Origin of the sequence: Egicoccus sp. AB-alg2, from assembly GCF_041821065.1 — a bacterium.
In the GTDB taxonomy this organism is placed as follows: domain Bacteria; phylum Actinomycetota; class Nitriliruptoria; order Nitriliruptorales; family Nitriliruptoraceae; genus Egicoccus.
Window position 1 is genome coordinate 127,691 of sequence record NZ_JBGUAX010000003.1, and the last position, 18,989, is coordinate 146,679.

An 18,989-nucleotide genomic window follows, 5' to 3' on the forward strand; every position below is an offset into this window, starting at 1 on the left:
CCACGGGCCAAGACCGGCGTGTGGGCCAGCGACGACACGTCGAGGCAGGGGCATGGGCGAACCGCGGCGGCCCGACGGGCGGCTTCGCCGCGTCCGCTGCCGACGCGAGCACGGTGGCGTCTCGGGCGAGTACGTCGGGGTCCTTGTCGTGATCGGCGCGCTCGTGGGGACGCTCACGCTGGCCCCGTTCGCGCCGTACGTGGCCGACTGGGCCCGCTACGCCGTGTGCAGCCTGTTCGGCGACGACTGCGACGCCCCGCAGGCCCGACCAGCAGCGCCGGAGTTCGCACCCGTCAGCATGGTGTGCCTCGAGGCCAGCGACCGGGAGGGCGTCGGCGGCAACGTCACGGTCTTCTCGGCCAAGGTCAGCAGCGACCTGTCCTACCAGATCGACCGCACCTCCGACGGCCGGCACGAGGTCACCCTCGAGCTGTCGGGGGGACTGGCCGGCAAGCTGGCCACGGGTGGCAGCCTGTCGGCGGACGCGCTCGGGGTACGACAGGGCCGCGAGGGCGCCGTGGAGCTGGGAGCGGACGTCACGGTCGCGCCCGCGTTCTCCTTCTCCTCCCGGGAGGCGGCCGTCGCCTTCGCCGAGCAGGCCCGCGACCTGGTGGCCGGCCCGGTCGACGACCTGTGGGACTGGCGGACCCTGATCCCGGTGTACGGGCCGGGCCGTATCCCGGTCAACCAGTACCAGCGCATCCGTGACTTCCAGGCCCCGCCGCCGTCGGGCCTGCGCGTGCAGGGCGAGATCACCACGACGGCCAGCGGCGACCTGTACGGCAACGCGTACGGCGCGGCTGGCGTGCTCTCGGCCGGACAGTCGCTGGGCGCCGACTTCGACTTCGAGACCGGCGAGACGACCTACTACGTCGCCCTGGACGCCTCCGTGGCCGCGGAGTTGCAGCTCGGCCCCAGCACGGTGCCGGTCGGGGGCGGCGTCTCCGGTTCCGGCGAGCTCGCCGGCGACGTCACCGTCGCCCTGACCGTCGACGCGGCCGGGCACCCGACGACCCTGGCGTTCGGCGCGGCGGCGGCCGGGTACGCGGGTCTGGACCTCGGCCTCGAGGGCCTGTTGCTGCCTGCCAGCCCGTTCACGGCCATCGGACCCGACCTCGACTCGGCCGTGGCGGCGCTGGAACTCGACGCGCGCACGGAGCGGTCCCTCGGGCTGTCGGCCACCGCCACGCTCGATCTCACGCAGCCCGGCGTCCGCGAGCTCGGGACCGACGTGCTGGCGGCGATCGCGACCCGCGACCGTGTGGCGCTGGCCACGGCCGGCACCCGCCTGGCCGACCACCTCGTTCGGGAGGCGCCGCTGGAGGCGCAGCTGCACCGCGGCTCGCGGGACCAGTTCGACCTCGGTGCGTCCGGCGGCAAGGGACTCGCCTTCGGGTTCGGCCTCTCCCACGAAGAGTCCTCGCTTCAGCTCGCCGGCGCGTGGATGCGCCCGGCCGGTGGCCACTTCCAGCGTGGCTATTGTTCCTGACCCCACCATGCGCTCCGAGGAAATGACCTTGCGAACCCGTCGGGCGGTCCTGGCCGTGGCGACCGTGCTGGCCCTGTCGTGCACCGGCGGGGGGGAGGCGGCGACGACCACGCCGGCCGCCTCGATCCCGGACGGCTGGGAGGAGCACACCTTCGAGGGCGGCGCCGTGGCGGCGCCACCCGACTGGTCGGAGGTGGCGCCGATCGACACCGACGACCTGACCCTGCAGGGTCCGGACCCCGGCGACGGCCTGCCGCCGATCGCCCGCCTCCAGGTGACCGAGCGCGACGGCACGCCGTTCGACCAGCTGCTGCAACTCGTGTCGGCGCAACTCAACCTGCAGTTCCCCGACGTGGAACCGGGGGAGTCCCGTTCCGTGGAGTTGCCCGGTGCCGACCAGGCCCAGGTCGGCACGTTCCGATACGAGACGCAGGCCGACGGGCAGCCCGTGACCCTCGAGGAGCGCTTCGTGGTCGCCTGGTACGGCGACGACGGCCAGGCCCAGATGCGCATCGGCGGGCCGGCGGAGCACCTGACGGAGGAGGAGCCGACGATCGAGCAGATCATCCAGACCCTCCGGTTCGACGGCGACTGATGCGACCGAAGGCCGCGGTGACCGTCGGCGGGGTGGCGTTCCTCGTGGCTGCCGCCGTGTCGGCGGTCGTGACCGGGGTGTGGACGGCCACCGAGTTCGGCTTCGACCGTGCCGGCTCGCTCGTCGCGGGCTCCTCGCTGGTCGCCGCGCTGGCGGGTCTGCTGGGCGGACTGGTCGGGGGGCACCTGGCTCGGCGCCGGCTGCCGCGCCGGTCCGGCGTGAAGGTCGCGGCGGGCGGCGCCGCCGCCCATGGCGTGCTCCAGGGCCTGCTCGCCGTCGGGTCCGGGGCCGCCGGGCTCGGAGCTGCGGTGCTGTCGGCGGGCGGGGTGGCCGCGCTGACCGGCGCCGTCGTGGCCGCGGCGGCACCGCGCGTGCGTCACGCCACGGACCGGCCGTCGCCCCCGTGAGCGGCATCGGTGGGAGCGGGATCGGCCCGGACGTGCACCGCACCGCCGACGGCGGCTTCGAGGTGCGGATGCGCCGCAGCAGCCGGTGGCTCGCCGTCGGTCTGGTCGCCGCGTTCGTGGTGCTCGGGTCGGGCGGCGTGGGGTTCGGGCTGCTGCTACAGCGGCTCGGCGAGCCCGTGCCGGCCGTCTTCGTGGTGGCGGGGCTGTGCCTGTTCGCGGGCCCCGTCGTGGTCGTGTCGCTCGCGCGGCGTCAGCGACGTGCCGCGGCCTGGCGGGTGGAGCCGGGCGGGCTCGTCGTCGGCGGTGGTCGACGACGACACGTGGTCGCCTGGTCGGACGTGGCGGTGCTCGAGCTGCGCGAGCGGGGGCAGCGCCGCCCGCGTGGGCCGGGCGCCGGCGTCGGTGCCTGGCTGCGGCTGGTCGACGTCACGGCGCTCGACCGCGACGGGCGGCCGCTGCTGCGCCTCCCGGAGGAGAACGACGACCATCGCCTGCGCGCGGTGTTCACCGCCGCCCGTGCGGCGGGCGTCGTCCCACTGCACGTGCAGTTCGTCGAACGACGCAGCTGACCCGCCGCCACCCGCCACGACGCCGCTCCCGCCGCACATCGCCGCGATGCCTGGACCGGGGCTGCGCGGTCCGGCGCCGCGCGCGTTCAGCTGCCGGCGAGCCGGAGCGCGGCCAGCGAGCGGGTGAGGCCGGGGAAGCTGCGCGGGTCCCAGCCGGTCAGCTCGGCCCACCGGTCGAGCCGGTAGGCGACCGTGTTGGCGTGCAGGCCCAGCCGGCGGCCGGCCTGGCTGACGGAGAAGCCCGCGTCCGCGAACGCGCGCACGGCCTCCGCGAGATGCGGGTGGCGGCCGGCGGCGTCGGCGCCGTCCGCCAGCAGCGGTCGCAGCCGCTCGTCGGCGCCCGTCAGCGTCGCCCACAGCCAGGCGTCCTCGAACGTCGAGGTGTCGCCGTCGTCGGTGACGGCCAGCGTCAGCTCCGCGTCGGTCAGGCTGGCACGCGCGCCGCGCAGTCCCGGTCGCCGGGAGCCGAGCGCCACCGCCGCCGCCGCGAACACGTTGCGCGCCGCCGTGGTCAGGGCACGCTCCTCGCCACCCTGCGACACGCACACGACCTGGGTGCCGCGCGCCACCACCGCGTGCCGCCCGGCCAGCCGGTCGACGGTGTGCTGCAGTTCGACGGCGTCGAGGTCGTCCCCGCCCACCCGCAACACCATCACCGTGAACTCCCCGGCCGGATCGAACCCGAGCGAACCGGCCAGGCGGGGCACCTCCTCGCCGTCGAGGTCGCCGCCGACCAGCAACTCCACGAACCGCTGCCGGGCACCGACCGCGCGGGCCTCCAACGAACGCACCGTGGAGGCGTGCGACTCCGCCAGTGCGTCGGCCACCTCGTGGACCCACTGCCACACCAACGTGGCCGTGGTCAGCAGTTGCGTGGCCGTCTGCGGTTCGTCGCCGGGCACCGCGTCGACGAGCGCGAGCCACAGCTCGCGGTAGCCGACGTGGTAGGCCTGGATCAGAGCGTCCACCGGCATGCCCTGCAGGGCGCGGCGGCTGCCGAGCTCGCGGCGGACCGCGACCTCCTCCGGATGCGGCGGGCGGTGTTCGGCGAGCCCGAACAGGATGCCCTCGAGGTTGCGGCGCACCGAGTGGCGCAGGTCCTCGCGTGGGACGAGGCCGGTGCGGTAGGTCGGGATCTCGTCGTGGATGCAGTCGGTGATGCGCTCGACCAGGGCGTCGAGGTGGCGCTCGACGATCGCGGCCAACTCGGCGATCGGCTCCCAGCCCGGTGGCACGTTCACCGGCCGGCTGGGCCGTGACGCCGACGGCCGCAGGTCCAGGGGTAGGTGCGCGTCGGCTTCCGCCTCGACATCGCGGTCCTCGGGGAGCCGGTCGGCTGTGCCCGCGTCGCCGTCGTTCGCCGCAGCATCGACGGCCGGCCCGTCGTTCACCGCGCCCTCGCCGCCCGGCCCGGTGGCACCGTCCGACGCGCGCTTCCCGGCGCGGCCACCCGGCGCGGCACGGGGGCTCGTGCGGCGTGCCCCAGGTGTGCGCGAGGACGCGCGAGCACCGTCTCCCATGCCGCTCCCTGACGTCGAAGCTTCGTGGATTGCACGAGGTCACCCGACCGACGGTCGGTGATCCTACGAGGCGGATAGGACGCCCGTCCAGACCTGTCCCGAGGTTTCAGGCGAGAAGCGTTGACATCGGTGTCGTCGAACAGGTACCAATCCGCACCGGGAGAGCATTCGTGGGAACCACGAACGCGGCCGGGCGGCCAGACGTCGCCCGGATGTGCGTCGTGGTCGGGAACTTGGGAGCGCCTGTGCTGACGGTGCAGAACCTCGAGGTGGTCTACGAGGACGTGATCCTCGTGCTCAAGGGCGTCAGCCTCGAGGTGCCACAGGGGGCCATCGTGGCCCTGCTAGGGGCCAACGGGGCCGGCAAGACGACGGTGCTGCGCGCCGTCACGGGCCTGCTCGACGTCCACCGGGGCGAGATCACGAAGGGATCGATCACCTTCGACGGCAAGCCGATCCACCGCCTGGACGCGCCGTCGACGGTGGCCACGGGCATCGGCCAGGTCATGGAGGGCCGCCGCGCGTTCGCGGAGTTCACCGTCGAGGAGAACCTGCGCGTTGGGGCGCACACGGCGGACCGCGGCACGATCAGCGCCAGCCTCGATCGCGTCTTCACCCTGTTCCCGCGCCTGGCCGAGCGGCGCAAGCAGATGGCCGGCTATCTGTCGGGCGGCGAGCAGCAGATGCTGGTCATCGGCCGCGCGCTGATGGCCGAGCCGCGGCTGCTGCTGCTCGACGAACCCTCGCTGGGTCTCGCGCCGCTGATCGTGCAGCAGATTCGCGACCTCATCGTCGACATCAACCAGCAGGGCACCTCGGTGCTGTTGGTCGAGCAGAACGCCAACATGGCACTGTCGATCGCCTCGCACGGCTACATCATGGAGACCGGCAAGGTCGTCATGGACAAGCCGGCCGCCGTGCTGCGCGAGGACGAGGACGTCCGCGAGTTCTACCTCGGCCGCCACGGCGAGGCGACGTCGTTCCGTGACGTCAAGCACTACAAGCGCCGCAAGCGCTGGCTGTCATAGGCATCCACGCACCGGCACGCAGGCGACGGGAGAGCGAGCGTGGCACAGATCCGACCACTGTCGGAGGCATTGACGGGGACGTCGGTCGACGTGGCCGAAGGTCAGCCGATCCTCGAGGTGCACGACCTCGTGCTGCGTTTCGGCGGCACCACCGCCGTCGGCGGCGTCAGCTTCGACGTCGAGCGTGGCGAGCTGTTCGCGATCATCGGTCCCAACGGCGCCGGCAAGACCTCGATCTTCAACTGCCTGTCCGGCGTGTACCGGCCGCAGGAGGGCAGCGTGCGGTTCCTCGGCGAGGACCTGTTGGGCAACAAGCCCGACGTCGTCGCCGACAAGGGCGTCGCGCGGATGTTCCAGAACATCGAGCTGTTCGACAACCTCACGGTGCTGGACAACCTGATGCTGGGCCGCCACCAGCACCTGCGCTACGGGATGCTGGCCGGGATGGTCTACCGCGGCCGGGCCAAGCACGCGGAGCTGGAGAACCGCCGCATCGTCGAGGACATCATCGACTTCCTGGAGATCGAGGCGTTCCGCAAGTTCCCGGTTGGGATGCTGCCCTACGGGGTGAAGAAGCGCGTGGAGCTCGGCCGCGCCCTGGCCATGGAGCCCAAGCTGCTGCTGCTCGACGAGCCGGTCGCCGGCATGAACGTCGAGGAGACCGAGGACATGGCCCGCTTCATCCTCGACATCCGCACGGAGCTGGACCTGGCCATGATCATGGTCGAGCACGACATGGGCCTGGTCATGGACCTCGCCGACCGGGTGCTGGTGGTCGACTTCGGCAAGCCGATCGCGCTGGGGACGCCGGAGCACGTCCAGAACGACCCCGAGGTGATCCGCGCCTACCTCGGCGAGGGCGACCAGGGGCCGACGCTGCAGGAAGAGGCGGCCGCCGCCGAGGCCGTGGCCGCAGAGGAGGTGGGTCGATGAGCGCGACCCTGGAACACCGTCCGGAGCAGGCCAGCGCGCCACGTGGCGCCCGCACGATCCCGGCGCGGATCCGTGAGCACGCCGAAGCCGACCCCGGGCGGGTCTGCATGCGCGAGAAGCGCTACGGCATCTGGCAGGACATCACCTGGGCCGACTACTGGGAGCAGGCGTCGCTGGTCGCCCACGCGCTCGCCTCGCTGGGGGTCGGCGTCGGCGACCGCGTCGCCATCCACTCGGAGAACCGGCCCGAGTGGCTCTACGCCGACGTCGGGACGGTGGCGCTGCGAGCCATCGCCATGGGGCTGTATCCCACCAACCCGGCCGCCGAGGTGTCGTACCTGCTACGCGACTCGGGCAGCAAGGTGTTGGTGGCCGAGGACCAGGAGCAGGTCGACAAGGCCCTCGAGGTGGAGGCCGACTGTCCGGAGTTGCAGCACATCGTCTACCTCGAACCGCGTGGCGTACGCGAGTACGACCATCCCAAGCTGATCGCCTGGGACGACTTCCTCGCCCGCGGTCGCGCCCACCGCGAGCAGCACCCCGACCTGCTCGACCGGCTCGCGAACGAGGCGACCGACGAGGACGTCGTCACGCTGATCTACACCTCGGGCACGACCGGGCCGCCGAAGGGCGCCATGCTGACGGTCGCCAACGTGGAGTTCGCGATCCAGACGCTGGTGTCGGGCGGCGGGTTCTACAACCCGCCGGCCAGCCCGAAGGACGTCATCCTCAGCTACCTGCCGCTGTGCCACGTGGCCGAACGGGCCGCGACGGAATGGGTCAACGCCGAGGCCGGCGTGACCGTGCACTTCGCCGAGTCGATCGAGACGGTGCAGGCCAACCTGAAGGAGGTGCAGCCGACCCTGTTCTTCGCGGTGCCGCGGATCTGGGAGAAGCTGCACGCCGGCATCCACATCAAGATGAACGCCGCCTCGCCGCTGAAGCGGGCCGTGTTCGGGTTCTGGATGCGGATCGCGAACCGGATCGGCGACGAACTCGTCGCCAACGACGGCAACCACACCTTCAAGACCCGGCTGCTGTACGCGCTCGGCTACCCGTTCGTGTTCCGGGCCCTGCGCGACCGCATCGGGCTGCGCAAGGTCCGCTCCGCCGGCTCGGGCGCCGCGCCGATCGCGCCCGAGGTGCTCAAGTTCTTCTACGGCATCGGCGTCATCATCTACGAGATCTACGGGATGACGGAGAACGCCGCCGTCGCCACCGTGAACCGGCCGGGGCGCGTCAAGCTCGGCACGGTCGGCGAGCCGCAGCCCGGCATCGAACTGAAGATCGACGAGCAGACGGGCGAGATCCTGACCCGGCACCCGGGTGTCTTCGCCGGCTACTGGAACCGGCCCGACAAGACCGCGGAGACGATCGACGCGGACGGCTGGCTGCACACCGGTGACGTCGGCGAGTGGGTCGACGGCACGCACGTGAAGATCGTCGACCGCATCAAGGACATCATCATCACGGCCGGGGGCAAGAACATCTCCCCGTCGGAGATCGAGAACTCGCTCAAGACCTCGCCGTTCGTGAAGGAGGCGGTCGTCATCGGCGACCAGAAGCCCTACCTCACCGCCCTGGTCGGCATCGAGTTCGACACGGTCGGGGACTGGGCACAGCGCCGCAAGCTCCCGTACACGACCTATCGCGACCTGTCGGAGAAGCGCGAGGTCCTGGAGCTGGTCCAGAAGACCATCGCGAAGACCAACGAGAAGTTCGCCCGCGTGGAGAACATCCGCAAGTTCCGGGTGATCCCCAAGGAGCTCGACCACGAGGACGGCGAGCTCACCGCGACGCAGAAGGTCAAGCGCGCGTCGCTGCACGACATGTTCGGCCACCTCGTGGACGACATGTACGAGAACCGGACCGAGCACGCCGGCGGCGACCTCGTCGACGTCCACACGCCGGCCCGGGGCACGACGACCGACGACGGCGTGGACGCGGAACTCGGCACCGAAGCCGGCCGCGGCATGGGAGTGGCGTAGTGGACGATCTGCTCACGGTCCTGTTGCGCGGCATCGCGCAGGGCAGCGTGTACGCGTTGCTCGCGGCCGGTTTCGTGGTGATCTACCGCGCGACCGACGTGGTCAACTTCGCGCAGCCGGCACTGATGGTGCTCGGCGCCTACTTCACCTACCTGTTCGTGCGACCGCTGGGGGTGCCGTTCCCGATCGCGGTGCTGCTCGCGATCGGGGCCGTGGCGCTGATCGCCGCCGTGACCGAGCGGATCGCGCTGCGGCCGATGGTGGGCGAGCCACCGTTCTCGGCCGCGATGGTCACCGTCGGGTTGTTTCTGGTGCTGACGATCGTGGCCAACCGGCTCATCGGCTCCAACGTGCTCTCCGTCGGGGACCCGTGGGGTCTGGACACGGCCGTGTTCGCCGGCAACGTGCGCATGCGCGTCGCCGACGGCTGGCGCATCGGACTCACCGCGGCCGCGTTCGCCGGCGTGGGGTTGTTCCTGGCCCGCTCGCGCGTGGGGCTGGCCATGCGGGCCACCTCGCTGGACCAGGAGGTCGCGTTGGCGCAGGGGGTCAACGTCGGCCGCATGTTCGGCCTGTCGTGGGCGCTGGCCGGCGGCCTGGCCGGGCTGGCCGGCATGATGGTCGGCAGCGGCGGCATGGGCGTGGACAACACCACCGCCTTCATCGCCCTCAAGGCCCTGCCGGTGATCATCCTCGGCGGCCTCGACTCGCTGAAGGGCGCCTACATCGCCGGGCTGATCATCGGGGTCGCCGAGGCGTTCACCCGGGCCAACTCGGCCGCGCTGACCGGCTACGTCGGGGCCAACGTCGACGTCGTCGTGCCCTACGTGATCATGATCCTCGTGCTGATGGTGCGCCCGTACGGGCTGTTCGGCACCCCGGAGGTCCAGCGCGTATGAGCAGCGGACACCCGGGAGCGACGGCGGCGGAGGCGCGCGCATGACCGAGCGGCGGAGTGGACTGGATCTGGGCAGCCGGCGGCAGGTGACGCTGCGCGGACGTCCGGAGCTGTACACCGACTACGCGGCGGACCAGGCGCTGCTCAACACCCCGGCCAAGCGGCGGTTCACCTTGCTGTTGGTGGCGGCGCTGCTGGCGACCCCCTTCCTCCTCGGCCGCGACCTGACGACGCTGCTGACCACGGTGTTCATCTACGCGATCGGGGCGATCGGCCTGAACCTCGTGACCGGGTACGCCGGGCAGGTGTCGCTGGGGCACGCGTTCTTCGTCGGCCTCGGCGCCTACACCGCCGCGTTCGTGGGCAGCGAGGCGACCGAGTCGCTGCGCGGCCTCGGGCTGGAGCTGTGGGTCTGGCTGCCGCTGGCGGGGCTGGTGCCCGCCGTCGTCGGGTTCCTGGTCGCGCCCATCGCGGCGCGCGTGCGCGGGCTGTACCTCGCCATCCTGACCCTGGGCCTGGTGTTCATCGGCGACCACGTCTTCAAGGAGGCCCGCACGTTCACGGGCGGTCCGGGTGTCGGCCGTCGGGCGGCGGCGCCGATCGTGGGGGGTCTCGACCTCTCCCGCCGCCAGGAGTTCTTCGGCATCACGTTCGAGGGTGCCGACCTGTTCTACCTGTTGTGCTTCGCGCTGCTGGTCGTGATGGCCGTCGCTGCCCGCAATCTGGCGCGTTCCAAGGCGGGCCGCGCCTTCGCGGCCGTTCGCGACCGGGACATCGCGGCCGAGGTCATGGGTGTGCCGCTCACCCGGACCAAGGTCCTGGCGTTCACGATCTCGTCGTTCTACGCCGGCATCTGCGGCGGCCTGCTGGCGATCACCTACGGCGTCATCGAGCCGGCCAGCTTCAACCTGCTGCTGTCGGTCGACTTCCTGGCCATGATCCTCATCGGTGGCGTGGCGACCGTCTCGGGTTCGCTGGCCGGCGCGGCGTTCGTCGTGCTGCTGCCCCGGATCGTGCAGACCTACGCCCACTACATGCCGGGTATCAGCCGCGGCTCGACCGGCGGTGGGATCCTGACCGTGTTCCAGCTCGAGGCGCTGCTGTTCGGCGTGCTGATCGTGGCGTTCATCGTCCTCGAACCACGCGGCCTCTACGGGCTGTGGCTGCGGGTACGCAACTACTGGAAGGCGTGGCCGTTCTCGTACTGAGGCGGGCGCGTGGACGCGAGCGGCGAGCGCGGCACGAAACGGGGCACGAAAAGAGCGGTGACGCAGGGGCACCAGCATCTACGATCGACGTAGTAGTCGCGAGCCCGACCGGCGACGAACGAAGACTCCGCCCACCCGTCCGGCGTGGGCGGCGGGAGACCCTTCCGAGACGAGAGGACGAAGGGATGCGGGAGACAAGGCGATGGCGGCGTTCGGCCGCCGTGCTGTGTGCCGTGGCACTGGTGGCGACGGCGTGCGGCGGAGGGGACGACGACGGCGCCGCACCGGCCGGTGACGGCGGCGAGCAGACGGGTGAGGAGACCGGTGACGGCGAGGAGACCGGCGAGGTCGCCACGGACATCGGTGTGACCGAGGAGCCGTGCCCGGAGGGCATCAACCCCGACAACGGGTGCATCTACCTCGGCATCCTCTCGGACCTGACGGTGGGCCCGTTCGCGGCGCTCGGCGTGCAGATCGTCGAGGGCCAGGAGGCCTTCTGGCAGCGGGTCAACGAGCAGGGCGGCATCGCCGGCTACGACGTCAACGTGACCGAGTACACCCGCGACAACGAGTACAACCCGCAGACCCAGTCGCAGCTGTACCGCGAGATCGAGCCCGACGTCCTCGCGCTCGCGCAGACGCTGGGCACCCCGCCGACCGAGGCGATCCTGCCCGACATGGACGAGGACAACGTCCTCGGCGTCCCGGCGTCGTGGTGGTCGGGTTGGGACCACGAGTCCGCCGACTACGGGCTGATCCTGAACTCCGGCTACTCGTACTGCATCGAGTCGCAGATCGCGCTCGACTGGTCGAGCGAGAACGAGGGCGAGATCAGCTCGGTCATGGCCGTGGGCTACCCGGGTGACTACGGCGGCGACTCGGCGGCTGGCGTGCAGGCCTGGGCCGAGGCCAACGACATCGAGTACCTCGGCTTCGTGGAGACCGCTCCCAACGCCGTCGTCGGCTCGCAGGACGCCGCCGTCGGCCAGGTCGTCAGCGGCGGCGCCGACCGTGTGGTGATCGCCACCGGCCCGGCCGAGACCGCGGAGATCGTCGGTGGGGCGATGGCCAACGGCTTCGACGGCCGGTTCATCGGCTCCGTGCCGACCTGGAACCCGGCGCTGATGGAGTCGGCGGCCGCACAGGCCCTGGAGGCTGCCTTCACCCACGTCGGTCCGTGGGAGGCCTTCACCGGCGAGTCCGAGGCGCACCAGGCGATGCAGGAGTTCCTCGGTGAGGGCAACCTGCCGGGCAACGACGGGTTCACCTTCGGCTGGATCTGGTCGTACCCGATGAAGGCGCTGCTCGAGCAGGCGGCCGCCAACGGCGACCTGACCCGCGAGGGCCTGCGGGCGGCCGTTGACGGACTGACCGTCGATTACGAGGGCGCCCTGCCCGAGCGGACCCTCGGTGGCGACGCCAACGAGACCGCCGTGCGAACGGCCGTCATCTCGCAGCCCGACGCGGACGAGCCGTTGCGTCTGCGCACGGTCGAGACCGGCGTGACCGGCCCGACCGCCGACGAGTACGACTACAGCGCCCCCTGCTCGGGCACCTGAGTCGAGGCACGTCGGGTGCCCGTGACGCGGGACCCGACGGAGCGCAACGCTGGGGCGGCCTTCGGGCCGCCCCAGCGGCGTGTCGGACGCCGGCGTCGGCCCTGAGCGCCCGGCGGCGAGGTCAGGGCCGTCCAAGGGTGCTCCCCGATGGTCGGGGCCGGCGCACACTGGGACAGTAGGACTCGACCCAAGAACCCCCCGGGCCGGCGCGTGCCGGCCTCCCTCGAGAAGGAATCACGGTGACCTGCCAGAACTGCGGTGCGAGCCTGGAGTCGACCGCGACCACCTGCCCGGTCTGCGGGACGGCCGTTGCCGCCGGGCCGACGGCCGGGCAGGAACGCCCCGTCTGGGACTCGGGCACCGGCGAGCCGGCCTGGCAGGACGCCGGCCGCGGACCCGGTGAACTGGGCGCCGGCGCGCCGACCGGCAGCACGGCCGGCGGGTGGCAGCAGCCGGGTGGCCCCTACGGTGCTGCCTGGGGCCAGCCGCAGCCGCACCCGTCCGGGCTGCCCGGTGACATCCGGGGCTGGGGCATCGGCGCCCACGCCTCGGCCTACCTCGCCTTCGTCGGGCTGCCGATCATCGGGCCGCTGCTGGTGTGGCTGCTGAAGCGCGAGCACCCGTTCGTGGACCACCACGGCAAGGAGTCGCTGAACTTCAACCTGTCGGTGGCGCTCTACGGGGTGATCCTGGTGGTGGCGGCCTTCCCCATCGGCCTGCTCACCGTCGGGATCGGCCTGATCCCGATCGGCCTGCTCGGTGCGGCGCTCGGCCTGCTCTGGCTGATCCTGCCGATCGTCGGCTGCATCAAGGCCTCCAACGGCGAGGGCTACCGCTACCCGATGACGATCCGCTTCGTGCGCTGACGGCGCCCGCCGCCGACCCGCTCCGCCGCGCGGCCCACAGGGTCGCGCGGCGGACTGACGTCGGCTACTCGATCGCCTCCCACGGCCGGCAGCCGCCCCTTGCGATACCCCGGTACGCGTCCGCCAGGCTCGGCGGGTCGTCGCGAACCAGGCCCTGCTCCCGGGCGCAGGCGATCGCGGCGTCGAAGGCGACCGCCTCGTCGGCGGCCGAGTGGCTGGCGGACGTCTGGGCCTCCCAGCGTGCCTTCACCCGCGACGACCACGCCCGCTCGCACCGCCTGACGATGTCGTACATCGCCTGTTCGTCGACGCCGGGATACACCCTGAGGGCGTAGCCCGGATCCGGTGGCCGCGTCAGCGAGGTGATGCCCACGCCGTCCGGATCGGGGTAGCGCGCGTCGACACCGGCCTGGCGCATGCAGTCGGTCGCGGCGCGCATCGCCTCGTCGAGGTCGTCTTCGCCGATCTCGCTGGCAGCGAGCAACCGCTGCTGGAACTCGCGTCCGACTTCGAGGTCAGCGGCCTCCTCGAGGACGGCGAGGTCGGGCTGCGGTGCCGCGTCCGAGGCGCCGGCATCGGGTTGCGGTGCCGCGTCCGAGGTGCCGGCATCGGTGTCCGGCCTCGTGGCCGGGCGACCGGCGTCGGACAGCGGTGCCGTGGCAGCAGTCGCCGGCTCGGTCACCGCACGGGACGGGTCCGGGCCGCTGTCGCACGCGTTCAGCGTCAGCACGGCGAGCGCGAGCAGCCCGACCCGTCGGGACCACGACCTTCGGTTCAACCCCGGTCCTGTCGTCATGTGCAACCGCCACGTCGGTCACGACGCAAGGGCCGGCCCGACGCCCTGGGCGGCGACCCACGAAGCGAAAGCCGGACTTATGCCCAGATCGCGCGGCCGAGCGCCGTCGAGGTTGCGAGCAGCGCACGGTGGCGTCGGGACTAGTCCGCGCGCGTCACCGGACGCACGCACCGGCGTTGAGCCCGGCAGATCCGCTGCCACCAACGCCTGGAGCCCCACGTGCGCCGGAGACTCGCTTCCCTTTCCGCTGGTTCGTTGTTCGCCGTCGGGGGCCTCCTCGGCCCGATGCTCGGCGGCGTCGGCACCGTGACCGGTGTCACCACCACGATCGTCGACGACGCCGTACGGCAGTTGACCGGCACGGCCACCGTGCTGGTCATCCTCGACGAGGACGCCGACGTGGACGCCGCGGCCCAGGCCGTCGACGCCCGCGTCGATCTCGTCAGCCGCTACGACCGGATCCACGTCCTGCTTGCGAAGGGGCCGGCCGACGCGCTGCGGGGGCTGGCGGACGTACCCGGCGTCATCCGGTTGGAGCACGACGCCCCGATCGAGACCTTCACCGACTCCTCCCACGTCGCCACCCGCGGTCAGCAACTCCTGGACGGCGAGGTCACCATCGGCGGTCAGGTCGTCGACGGCACCGGCGTGGGCGTCGCCGTCGTCGACACCGGCGTGGACGGCTGGCACCCGGACCTGGAGGCTCGCACGGGCGAGAACGTGAAGGTCGTGCCGTCGCTCGGCGTGCTGGGCGGCACCGCGATCCCGTTCCCGGAGTCCGACACGCTCAGCCTCGGCGGCCACGGCACGCACGTTGCCGGGATCGTCGCCGGGGACGGGACCGCGTCGTCCGGGAGGTTCCACGGCGCCGCCACCGGCGCCACCATCCACGGCGTGAGCGGTGGGACGCTGATCTCCATGCACTCCGGGCTCGAGGGGCTGTACTGGGTGCTGGAGAACCACGAAACGGTCACGCCGACCATCCGCGTCGTCAACAACTCCTGGGGCGGCAGCGCCGGCGACTACAACCCCGACGGTGCGATCCCGCGGGTCGTGCGGGCGCTGATCGACGAAGGCGTCGTGGTGGTGTTCGCCGCCGGCAACTCGGGCGGTGACGGCTCCACGCAGTCGACCAGCATCCAGTGCGTCGACCCGACCCCAGGCATGATCTGTGTCGCCGCCTACGACGACCAGGGCACCGGTACCCGCGACGGCGAGACGGCCAGCTTCTCGTCACGCGGTGACGCCACGCGTCCGGAGACCTGGCCGGACCTCGCCGCCCCCGGCGTCGACATCATCGCGGCGTGCCGGCTCACCCTGCCGGTCTGCGCCACCGGCGCGACCGCGTCGCCGGACCCGCTGTACTACAGCAGCCTGTCGGGCACCTCGATGGCTGCCCCGCACATCGCCGGCATCGCCGCCCAGGTCCTGCAGGTCGCGCCGGAGCTGACGCCGGCCGAGGTCGAGCAGATCCTCGTCGCCACCGCCACCAGCTACGGCGACTCGGGCTTCGAGCAGGGCGCCGGACTCGTCGACGCCGTCGCCGCCGTCCGCACCGCCGCCGGGGAACCGGCCCGCAGCAGTGGCCACCCCGGCCGCTCCGGCCAGGCACCCGGGCGCGGGCGCGGCTGAACCGCAGCGCCACGCACGGCAAGGACCTCCCACGCGGGGGGAGAACGGCCCGGGACTCCGCCGTCCCGGGCCGTTCTCGCGTCGCCGCCGTACCCCTTCGCGGCTCGGTGGACCGTGGTGCGGGCTGTAGACACGCGGCCGGGATGTCGGAGGCCTGCACTACCCTCGGTGGTTCGACCCCGGCACGCCGTCGGGGCTGCCGTGCCGTCGTCGTCCGAGGCTCACCGTGTCCGCCGATCCCCGTCTGCTCGAAGGTCTGAACCCGGCGCAACGCGACGCCGTGGAGACCGTCGACGGCCCCGTGTTGGTGGTCGCCGGAGCGGGGTCCGGCAAGACCCGCGTGCTGACCCACCGCATCGCGCACCTGATCCGCGACCGGCACGTGAGCCCGTTCGAGCTGCTGGCTATCACGTTCACCAACAAGGCCGCCGGCGAGATGGCCCAGCGGGTCGGTGGGCTCGTCGGCGACCGGCTGTCGGACCGGATGTGGGTCACCACGTTCCACAAGTCGTGCGTGCGGATCCTGCGGCGCGAGCTGACCCGGCTGGGCTACCGCAGCGGGTTCACGATCTACGACGCGCAGGACAGCCAGCGACTGATCGGGCAGATCGCCAAGGACCTCGGCGTCGACGACAAGCGGCTGTCGCCCCGGGCGATCCAGCACGCGATCAGCAACGCCAAGGACGAGCTGGTCGACCACGAGACCTACGCGTCACGTGCCGGCGCGTGGCCGGAGATCCAGATCGCCGACGTCTACAAGGCCTACCAGGACCGGCTGCTGCGGGCCAACGCCCTGGACTTCGACGACCTCATCGTCAAGACGGTGGAGATCTTCCAGCTGTTCGACCCCGTGCTCGAGCACTGGCAGCAGCGCTTCCAGTACCTGATGGTCGACGAGTACCAGGACACCAACCGCGCCCAGTACCACCTCGTCAACCTGCTCGCGGCCGCGAACCGCAACATCATGGTCGTCGGTGACCACGACCAGTGTCTCGTGCCGGGCACGCCGATCTCCACGATTCGCGGACCCGTACCCGTCGAGGAGGTGCAGGAGGGCGATGTCGTCCTCGGCACGGGCGGTACGCACGAAGCCGTCGCTCGCCCGGTCACCAAGGTGATGCAGGGCAGCTATCTCGGACCGGTCTGGCGGGTGCACGTCGGCGGCCAGCTGTTGGTCGGCACCCCGCACCACATGGTCCTGGCACGATTCACCAACGACCTGCACGACCGGCATCTCGTCTATCTGATGTATCGCGCCGACCGCGGCTACCGGATCGGCCGTACGAAGGCCGTGCGACCGGCGACGTCGAAGCAGGTCGAGGTCGGCCTGCGCGTCCGCGTCAATCAGGAACGCGCCGACGCTGCCTGGGTGTTGAAGGTCTGTGACGACGTCGGTGAGGCCACCTTCTGGGAGTCGTACTTCGCCGCGGAGTACGGACTGCCGACGATGTGCTTCCACTCCGAGGGCCGCAATCTGTCCATCAGCGACGAACGGCTGGCGGAGCTCTTCGGGCGCGTCGACACCGAACGTCGTGCCAAGGACCTCATGGCCGACTTGTGCCTGCATCCCGACTTTCCGCACTATCGGCCAGGCGGGGGCAGGCGACGTCAGACGGTCAACGTCGTCATGTACCAGGACCACCGCTACGGCGAAGTGGGCATGCACCGCGTCACATGGGGCTCCAACCGCCAGGAAATGGCCGACCGTCTCCGGGCGGCCGGGCACCGGGTCCGCGACAACGGCAAGGGCGGCTGGAAGATCGAGACCAGCCGCAAGTCGTACGAGGCGGCGTTGACCCTCGCGCGACAGATCGCCGCGGACGGCGGCATCGACGTGGTGCGCCGCGCACAGATCGACGGCGTCAGGTGGCCGGTCGTGCCGTTGTCGCACGTGCATCCCGGCATGAAAGTGCTCCTCGAGCGCGAGGAAGAGTTCGTCGAGGCAACGGTCGACCACGTCGACGTCGGGTTCCACGACGGGCCCGTCTACGACCTCGAGGTGGCGGACACGCACACGTACGTGGCCAACAGCATGCTGGTGCACAACTCCATCTATGCCTTCCGCGGTGCGACGGTGCAGAACCTGCTCGACTTCGAGCGGGACTACCCGGACGCGACCGTCATCCCGCTGGTGCAGAACTACCGGTCGACGCAGACGATCCTGGACGCCGCCAACGCGGTCATCCGCAACAACGCCTCGCGCTACCCCAAGGACCTGTGGACCGACCAGGGGCTCGGCGAACCGGTCGTGCGCTACCACGCCGACGACGAGCACGACGAGGCCGCGTTCGTCGCCGAAGAGCTGGAGAAGCTCCGGGCCGAGGGCTTCACGTTCGACGACGCGGCGGTCTTCTACCGGACCAACGCCCAGTCCCGTGTGCTGGAGGACGTGTTCATCCGCGTCGGCATCCCGTACCGGGTGATCGGCGGGGTGCGCTTCTACGAGCGCAAGGAGATCAAGGACGTCCTCGCCTACGCGCGCCTGCTGGTCAACCCCGACGACGACGTGTCGGCGCGGCGCGTCGTCAACACCCCCCGCCGCGGGGTCGGCGACCGCACCGTCGAGGCCGTCGACTGGCACGCCAGGCGCGAGGGCATCAGCTTCCTCGAGGCGTGCCGCCAGGCCGAGCACGTACAGGGCCTGGCCACCCGGGCGATCGGCGCGGTGACCTCGTTCGTCGACCTGCTGGACGGGCTGCGCACCGCGCTTGAGCACGACCTCGCCGTCCCGGACCTCATCGAGGAGATCTGGAACCGGACCGGCTACCTGCGCGAGCTGCAGGCCGAACGCACCGTCGAGGCACTGGGTCGCGAGGAGAACCTGCGCGAGCTCAAGTCGGTCGCCACCGAGGTGCACGAGCGCGGCGGCGGCTCCGATCCCTCGCGCCCCGGGCACGGGGCGACCGGCATCGCCGGGCTGGAGACGTTCCTGGAGTCCGTCACCCTGGTCAGCGACCAGGACGAGCTCGAGGACGCCGAGGACGGCACCGTCACACTCATGACGCTGCACACCGCCAAGGGGTTGGAGTTCCCGGTCGTGTTCCTGGTCGGCATGGAGGACGGGGTCTTCCCGCACGTCCGCTCGCTGGACGACACCGCGGAGTTGGAAGAGGAGCGCCGGCTCTGCTACGTCGGGCTCACCCGCGCGCAGCAGCGGCTGTACGTCACGCACGCCGACCACCGCACGCTGTGGGGCGGCACCTCGTACAACCCGCCGTCGCGGTTCCTCGACGAGCTGCCGGGCAACCTCGTCGAACGTCGCGGCGCCACCCGCGCGACGTCGGCCGCGTCGCGTCGCCGCGACAAGGAGCTCCTCGAGGTCGCCGGCGAGGAGTTCCGGCCGGGCGACCGGGTGCTGCACACCAAATTCGGTCCGGGAACCATCGCCTCGCTGACCGGCGAGGGCGAACGCGCCGAGGCCACCGTCGACTTCGACAAGGCCGGCCGCAAGCACCTCATGTTGGCCTACGCCCCACTCGTGAAGACCTGACCCACACCGGC

Annotated in this window: 15 protein-coding genes; 13 read left to right on the plus strand and 2 right to left on the minus strand. The window is 71.6% G+C overall.

Features of this window, described 5'->3' with window-relative positions; genetic code table 11:
* Positions 1–52 precede the first annotated feature (52 nt).
* From ACERM0_RS05845 to ACERM0_RS05860, 4 genes are read left to right on the plus strand one after another with little or no spacing between them, the layout of a single operon-like run.
* Positions 53–1,489 (plus strand): hypothetical protein, encoded by a 1,437-nt coding sequence (locus ACERM0_RS05845; protein WP_373677608.1) that lies wholly within the window; start codon positions 53–55, stop codon positions 1,487–1,489.
* Between the two features lie 28 nt (positions 1,490–1,517).
* Positions 1,518–2,084, plus strand: coding sequence for a hypothetical protein (locus ACERM0_RS05850; RefSeq protein WP_373677609.1), 567 nt, complete (start codon positions 1,518–1,520; stop codon positions 2,082–2,084).
* On the plus strand, positions 2,084–2,491 hold the full coding sequence (locus tag ACERM0_RS05855; RefSeq protein WP_373677610.1) for a hypothetical protein: 408 nt from the start codon (positions 2,084–2,086) through the stop codon (positions 2,489–2,491). The genes ACERM0_RS05850 and ACERM0_RS05855 overlap by 1 nt, the downstream gene beginning before the upstream one ends.
* Entirely contained in the window at positions 2,488–3,060 is a 573-nt protein-coding gene (locus ACERM0_RS05860; protein WP_373677611.1) for a hypothetical protein, read from the plus strand. Before ACERM0_RS05855 ends, ACERM0_RS05860 begins: the two co-directional genes overlap by 4 nt.
* A gap of 86 nt (positions 3,061–3,146) precedes the next feature.
* Here the strand turns inward: ACERM0_RS05860 and ACERM0_RS05865 are convergent, their stop codons facing one another.
* Positions 3,147–4,451 carry a PucR family transcriptional regulator gene (locus ACERM0_RS05865; protein WP_373677612.1) on the minus strand — a complete coding sequence of 435 codons (1,305 nt, stop codon included), beginning with the start codon at positions 4,449–4,451 and terminating at the stop codon, positions 3,147–3,149.
* 374 nt (positions 4,452–4,825) lie between these two features.
* Here ACERM0_RS05865 and ACERM0_RS05870 point away from each other — a divergent pair, with 374 nt between their 5' ends.
* The 7 genes from ACERM0_RS05870 (at position 4,826) to ACERM0_RS05900 (ending at position 13,060) form a co-directional block, all read left to right on the plus strand.
* Positions 4,826–5,608, plus strand: coding sequence for an ABC transporter ATP-binding protein (locus ACERM0_RS05870; protein ID WP_373677613.1), 783 nt, complete (start codon positions 4,826–4,828; stop codon positions 5,606–5,608).
* Between the two features lie 48 nt (positions 5,609–5,656).
* Positions 5,657–6,541, plus strand: coding sequence for an ABC transporter ATP-binding protein (locus ACERM0_RS05875; RefSeq protein WP_373677953.1), 885 nt, complete (start codon positions 5,657–5,659; stop codon positions 6,539–6,541).
* On the plus strand, positions 6,538–8,529 hold the full coding sequence (locus ACERM0_RS05880; protein WP_373677614.1) for a long-chain fatty acid--CoA ligase: 1,992 nt from the start codon (positions 6,538–6,540) through the stop codon (positions 8,527–8,529). Before ACERM0_RS05875 ends, ACERM0_RS05880 begins: the two co-directional genes overlap by 4 nt.
* The gene (locus ACERM0_RS05885) at positions 8,529–9,428 is read left to right on the plus strand and encodes a branched-chain amino acid ABC transporter permease (protein ID WP_373677615.1); all 900 of its coding nucleotides are present in this window, start codon (positions 8,529–8,531) and stop codon (positions 9,426–9,428) included. Before ACERM0_RS05880 ends, ACERM0_RS05885 begins: the two co-directional genes overlap by 1 nt.
* A 40-nt stretch (positions 9,429–9,468) precedes the next feature.
* Positions 9,469–10,635, plus strand: a complete 1,167-nt coding sequence (locus tag ACERM0_RS05890) for a branched-chain amino acid ABC transporter permease (RefSeq protein ID WP_373677616.1) — start codon at positions 9,469–9,471, stop codon at positions 10,633–10,635.
* 185 nt (positions 10,636–10,820) lie between these two features.
* Complete coding sequence (locus tag ACERM0_RS05895; protein ID WP_373677617.1) at positions 10,821–12,194, plus strand: ABC transporter substrate-binding protein; 1,374 nt, start codon at positions 10,821–10,823, stop codon at positions 12,192–12,194.
* Between the two features lie 239 nt (positions 12,195–12,433).
* Entirely contained in the window at positions 12,434–13,060 is a 627-nt protein-coding gene (locus ACERM0_RS05900) for a DUF4870 domain-containing protein (RefSeq protein ID WP_373677618.1), read from the plus strand.
* A 64-nt stretch (positions 13,061–13,124) separates the two neighbouring features.
* Here the strand turns inward: ACERM0_RS05900 and ACERM0_RS05905 are convergent, their stop codons facing one another.
* On the minus strand, positions 13,125–13,838 hold the full coding sequence (locus tag ACERM0_RS05905; RefSeq protein ID WP_373677619.1) for a hypothetical protein: 714 nt from the start codon (positions 13,836–13,838) through the stop codon (positions 13,125–13,127).
* Positions 13,839–14,111: 273 nt separating this feature from the next.
* Here ACERM0_RS05905 and ACERM0_RS05910 point away from each other — a divergent pair, with 273 nt between their 5' ends.
* Entirely contained in the window at positions 14,112–15,488 is a 1,377-nt protein-coding gene (locus ACERM0_RS05910; RefSeq protein ID WP_373677620.1) for a S8 family serine peptidase, read from the plus strand.
* 226 nt (positions 15,489–15,714) lie between these two features.
* A complete protein-coding gene (locus tag ACERM0_RS05915) occupies positions 15,715–18,978 on the plus strand; it encodes a UvrD-helicase domain-containing protein (RefSeq protein ID WP_373677621.1) in 3,264 nt (1,087 codons plus the stop codon).
* Positions 18,979–18,989 lie beyond the last annotated feature (11 nt).

Coding starts and splice junctions, on each gene's coding strand:
- ACERM0_RS05845 (WP_373677608.1), top strand. CDS start 53: ATGGGCGAACCGCGGCGGCCCGACGGGCGGCTTCGCCGCGTCCGCTGC.
- ACERM0_RS05855 (WP_373677610.1), top strand. CDS start 2,084: ATGCGACCGAAGGCCGCGGTGACCGTCGGCGGGGTGGCGTTCCTCGTG.
- ACERM0_RS05880 (WP_373677614.1), top strand. CDS start 6,538: ATGAGCGCGACCCTGGAACACCGTCCGGAGCAGGCCAGCGCGCCACGT.
- ACERM0_RS05890 (WP_373677616.1), top strand. CDS start 9,469: ATGACCGAGCGGCGGAGTGGACTGGATCTGGGCAGCCGGCGGCAGGTG.
- ACERM0_RS05895 (WP_373677617.1), top strand. CDS start 10,821: ATGCGGGAGACAAGGCGATGGCGGCGTTCGGCCGCCGTGCTGTGTGCC.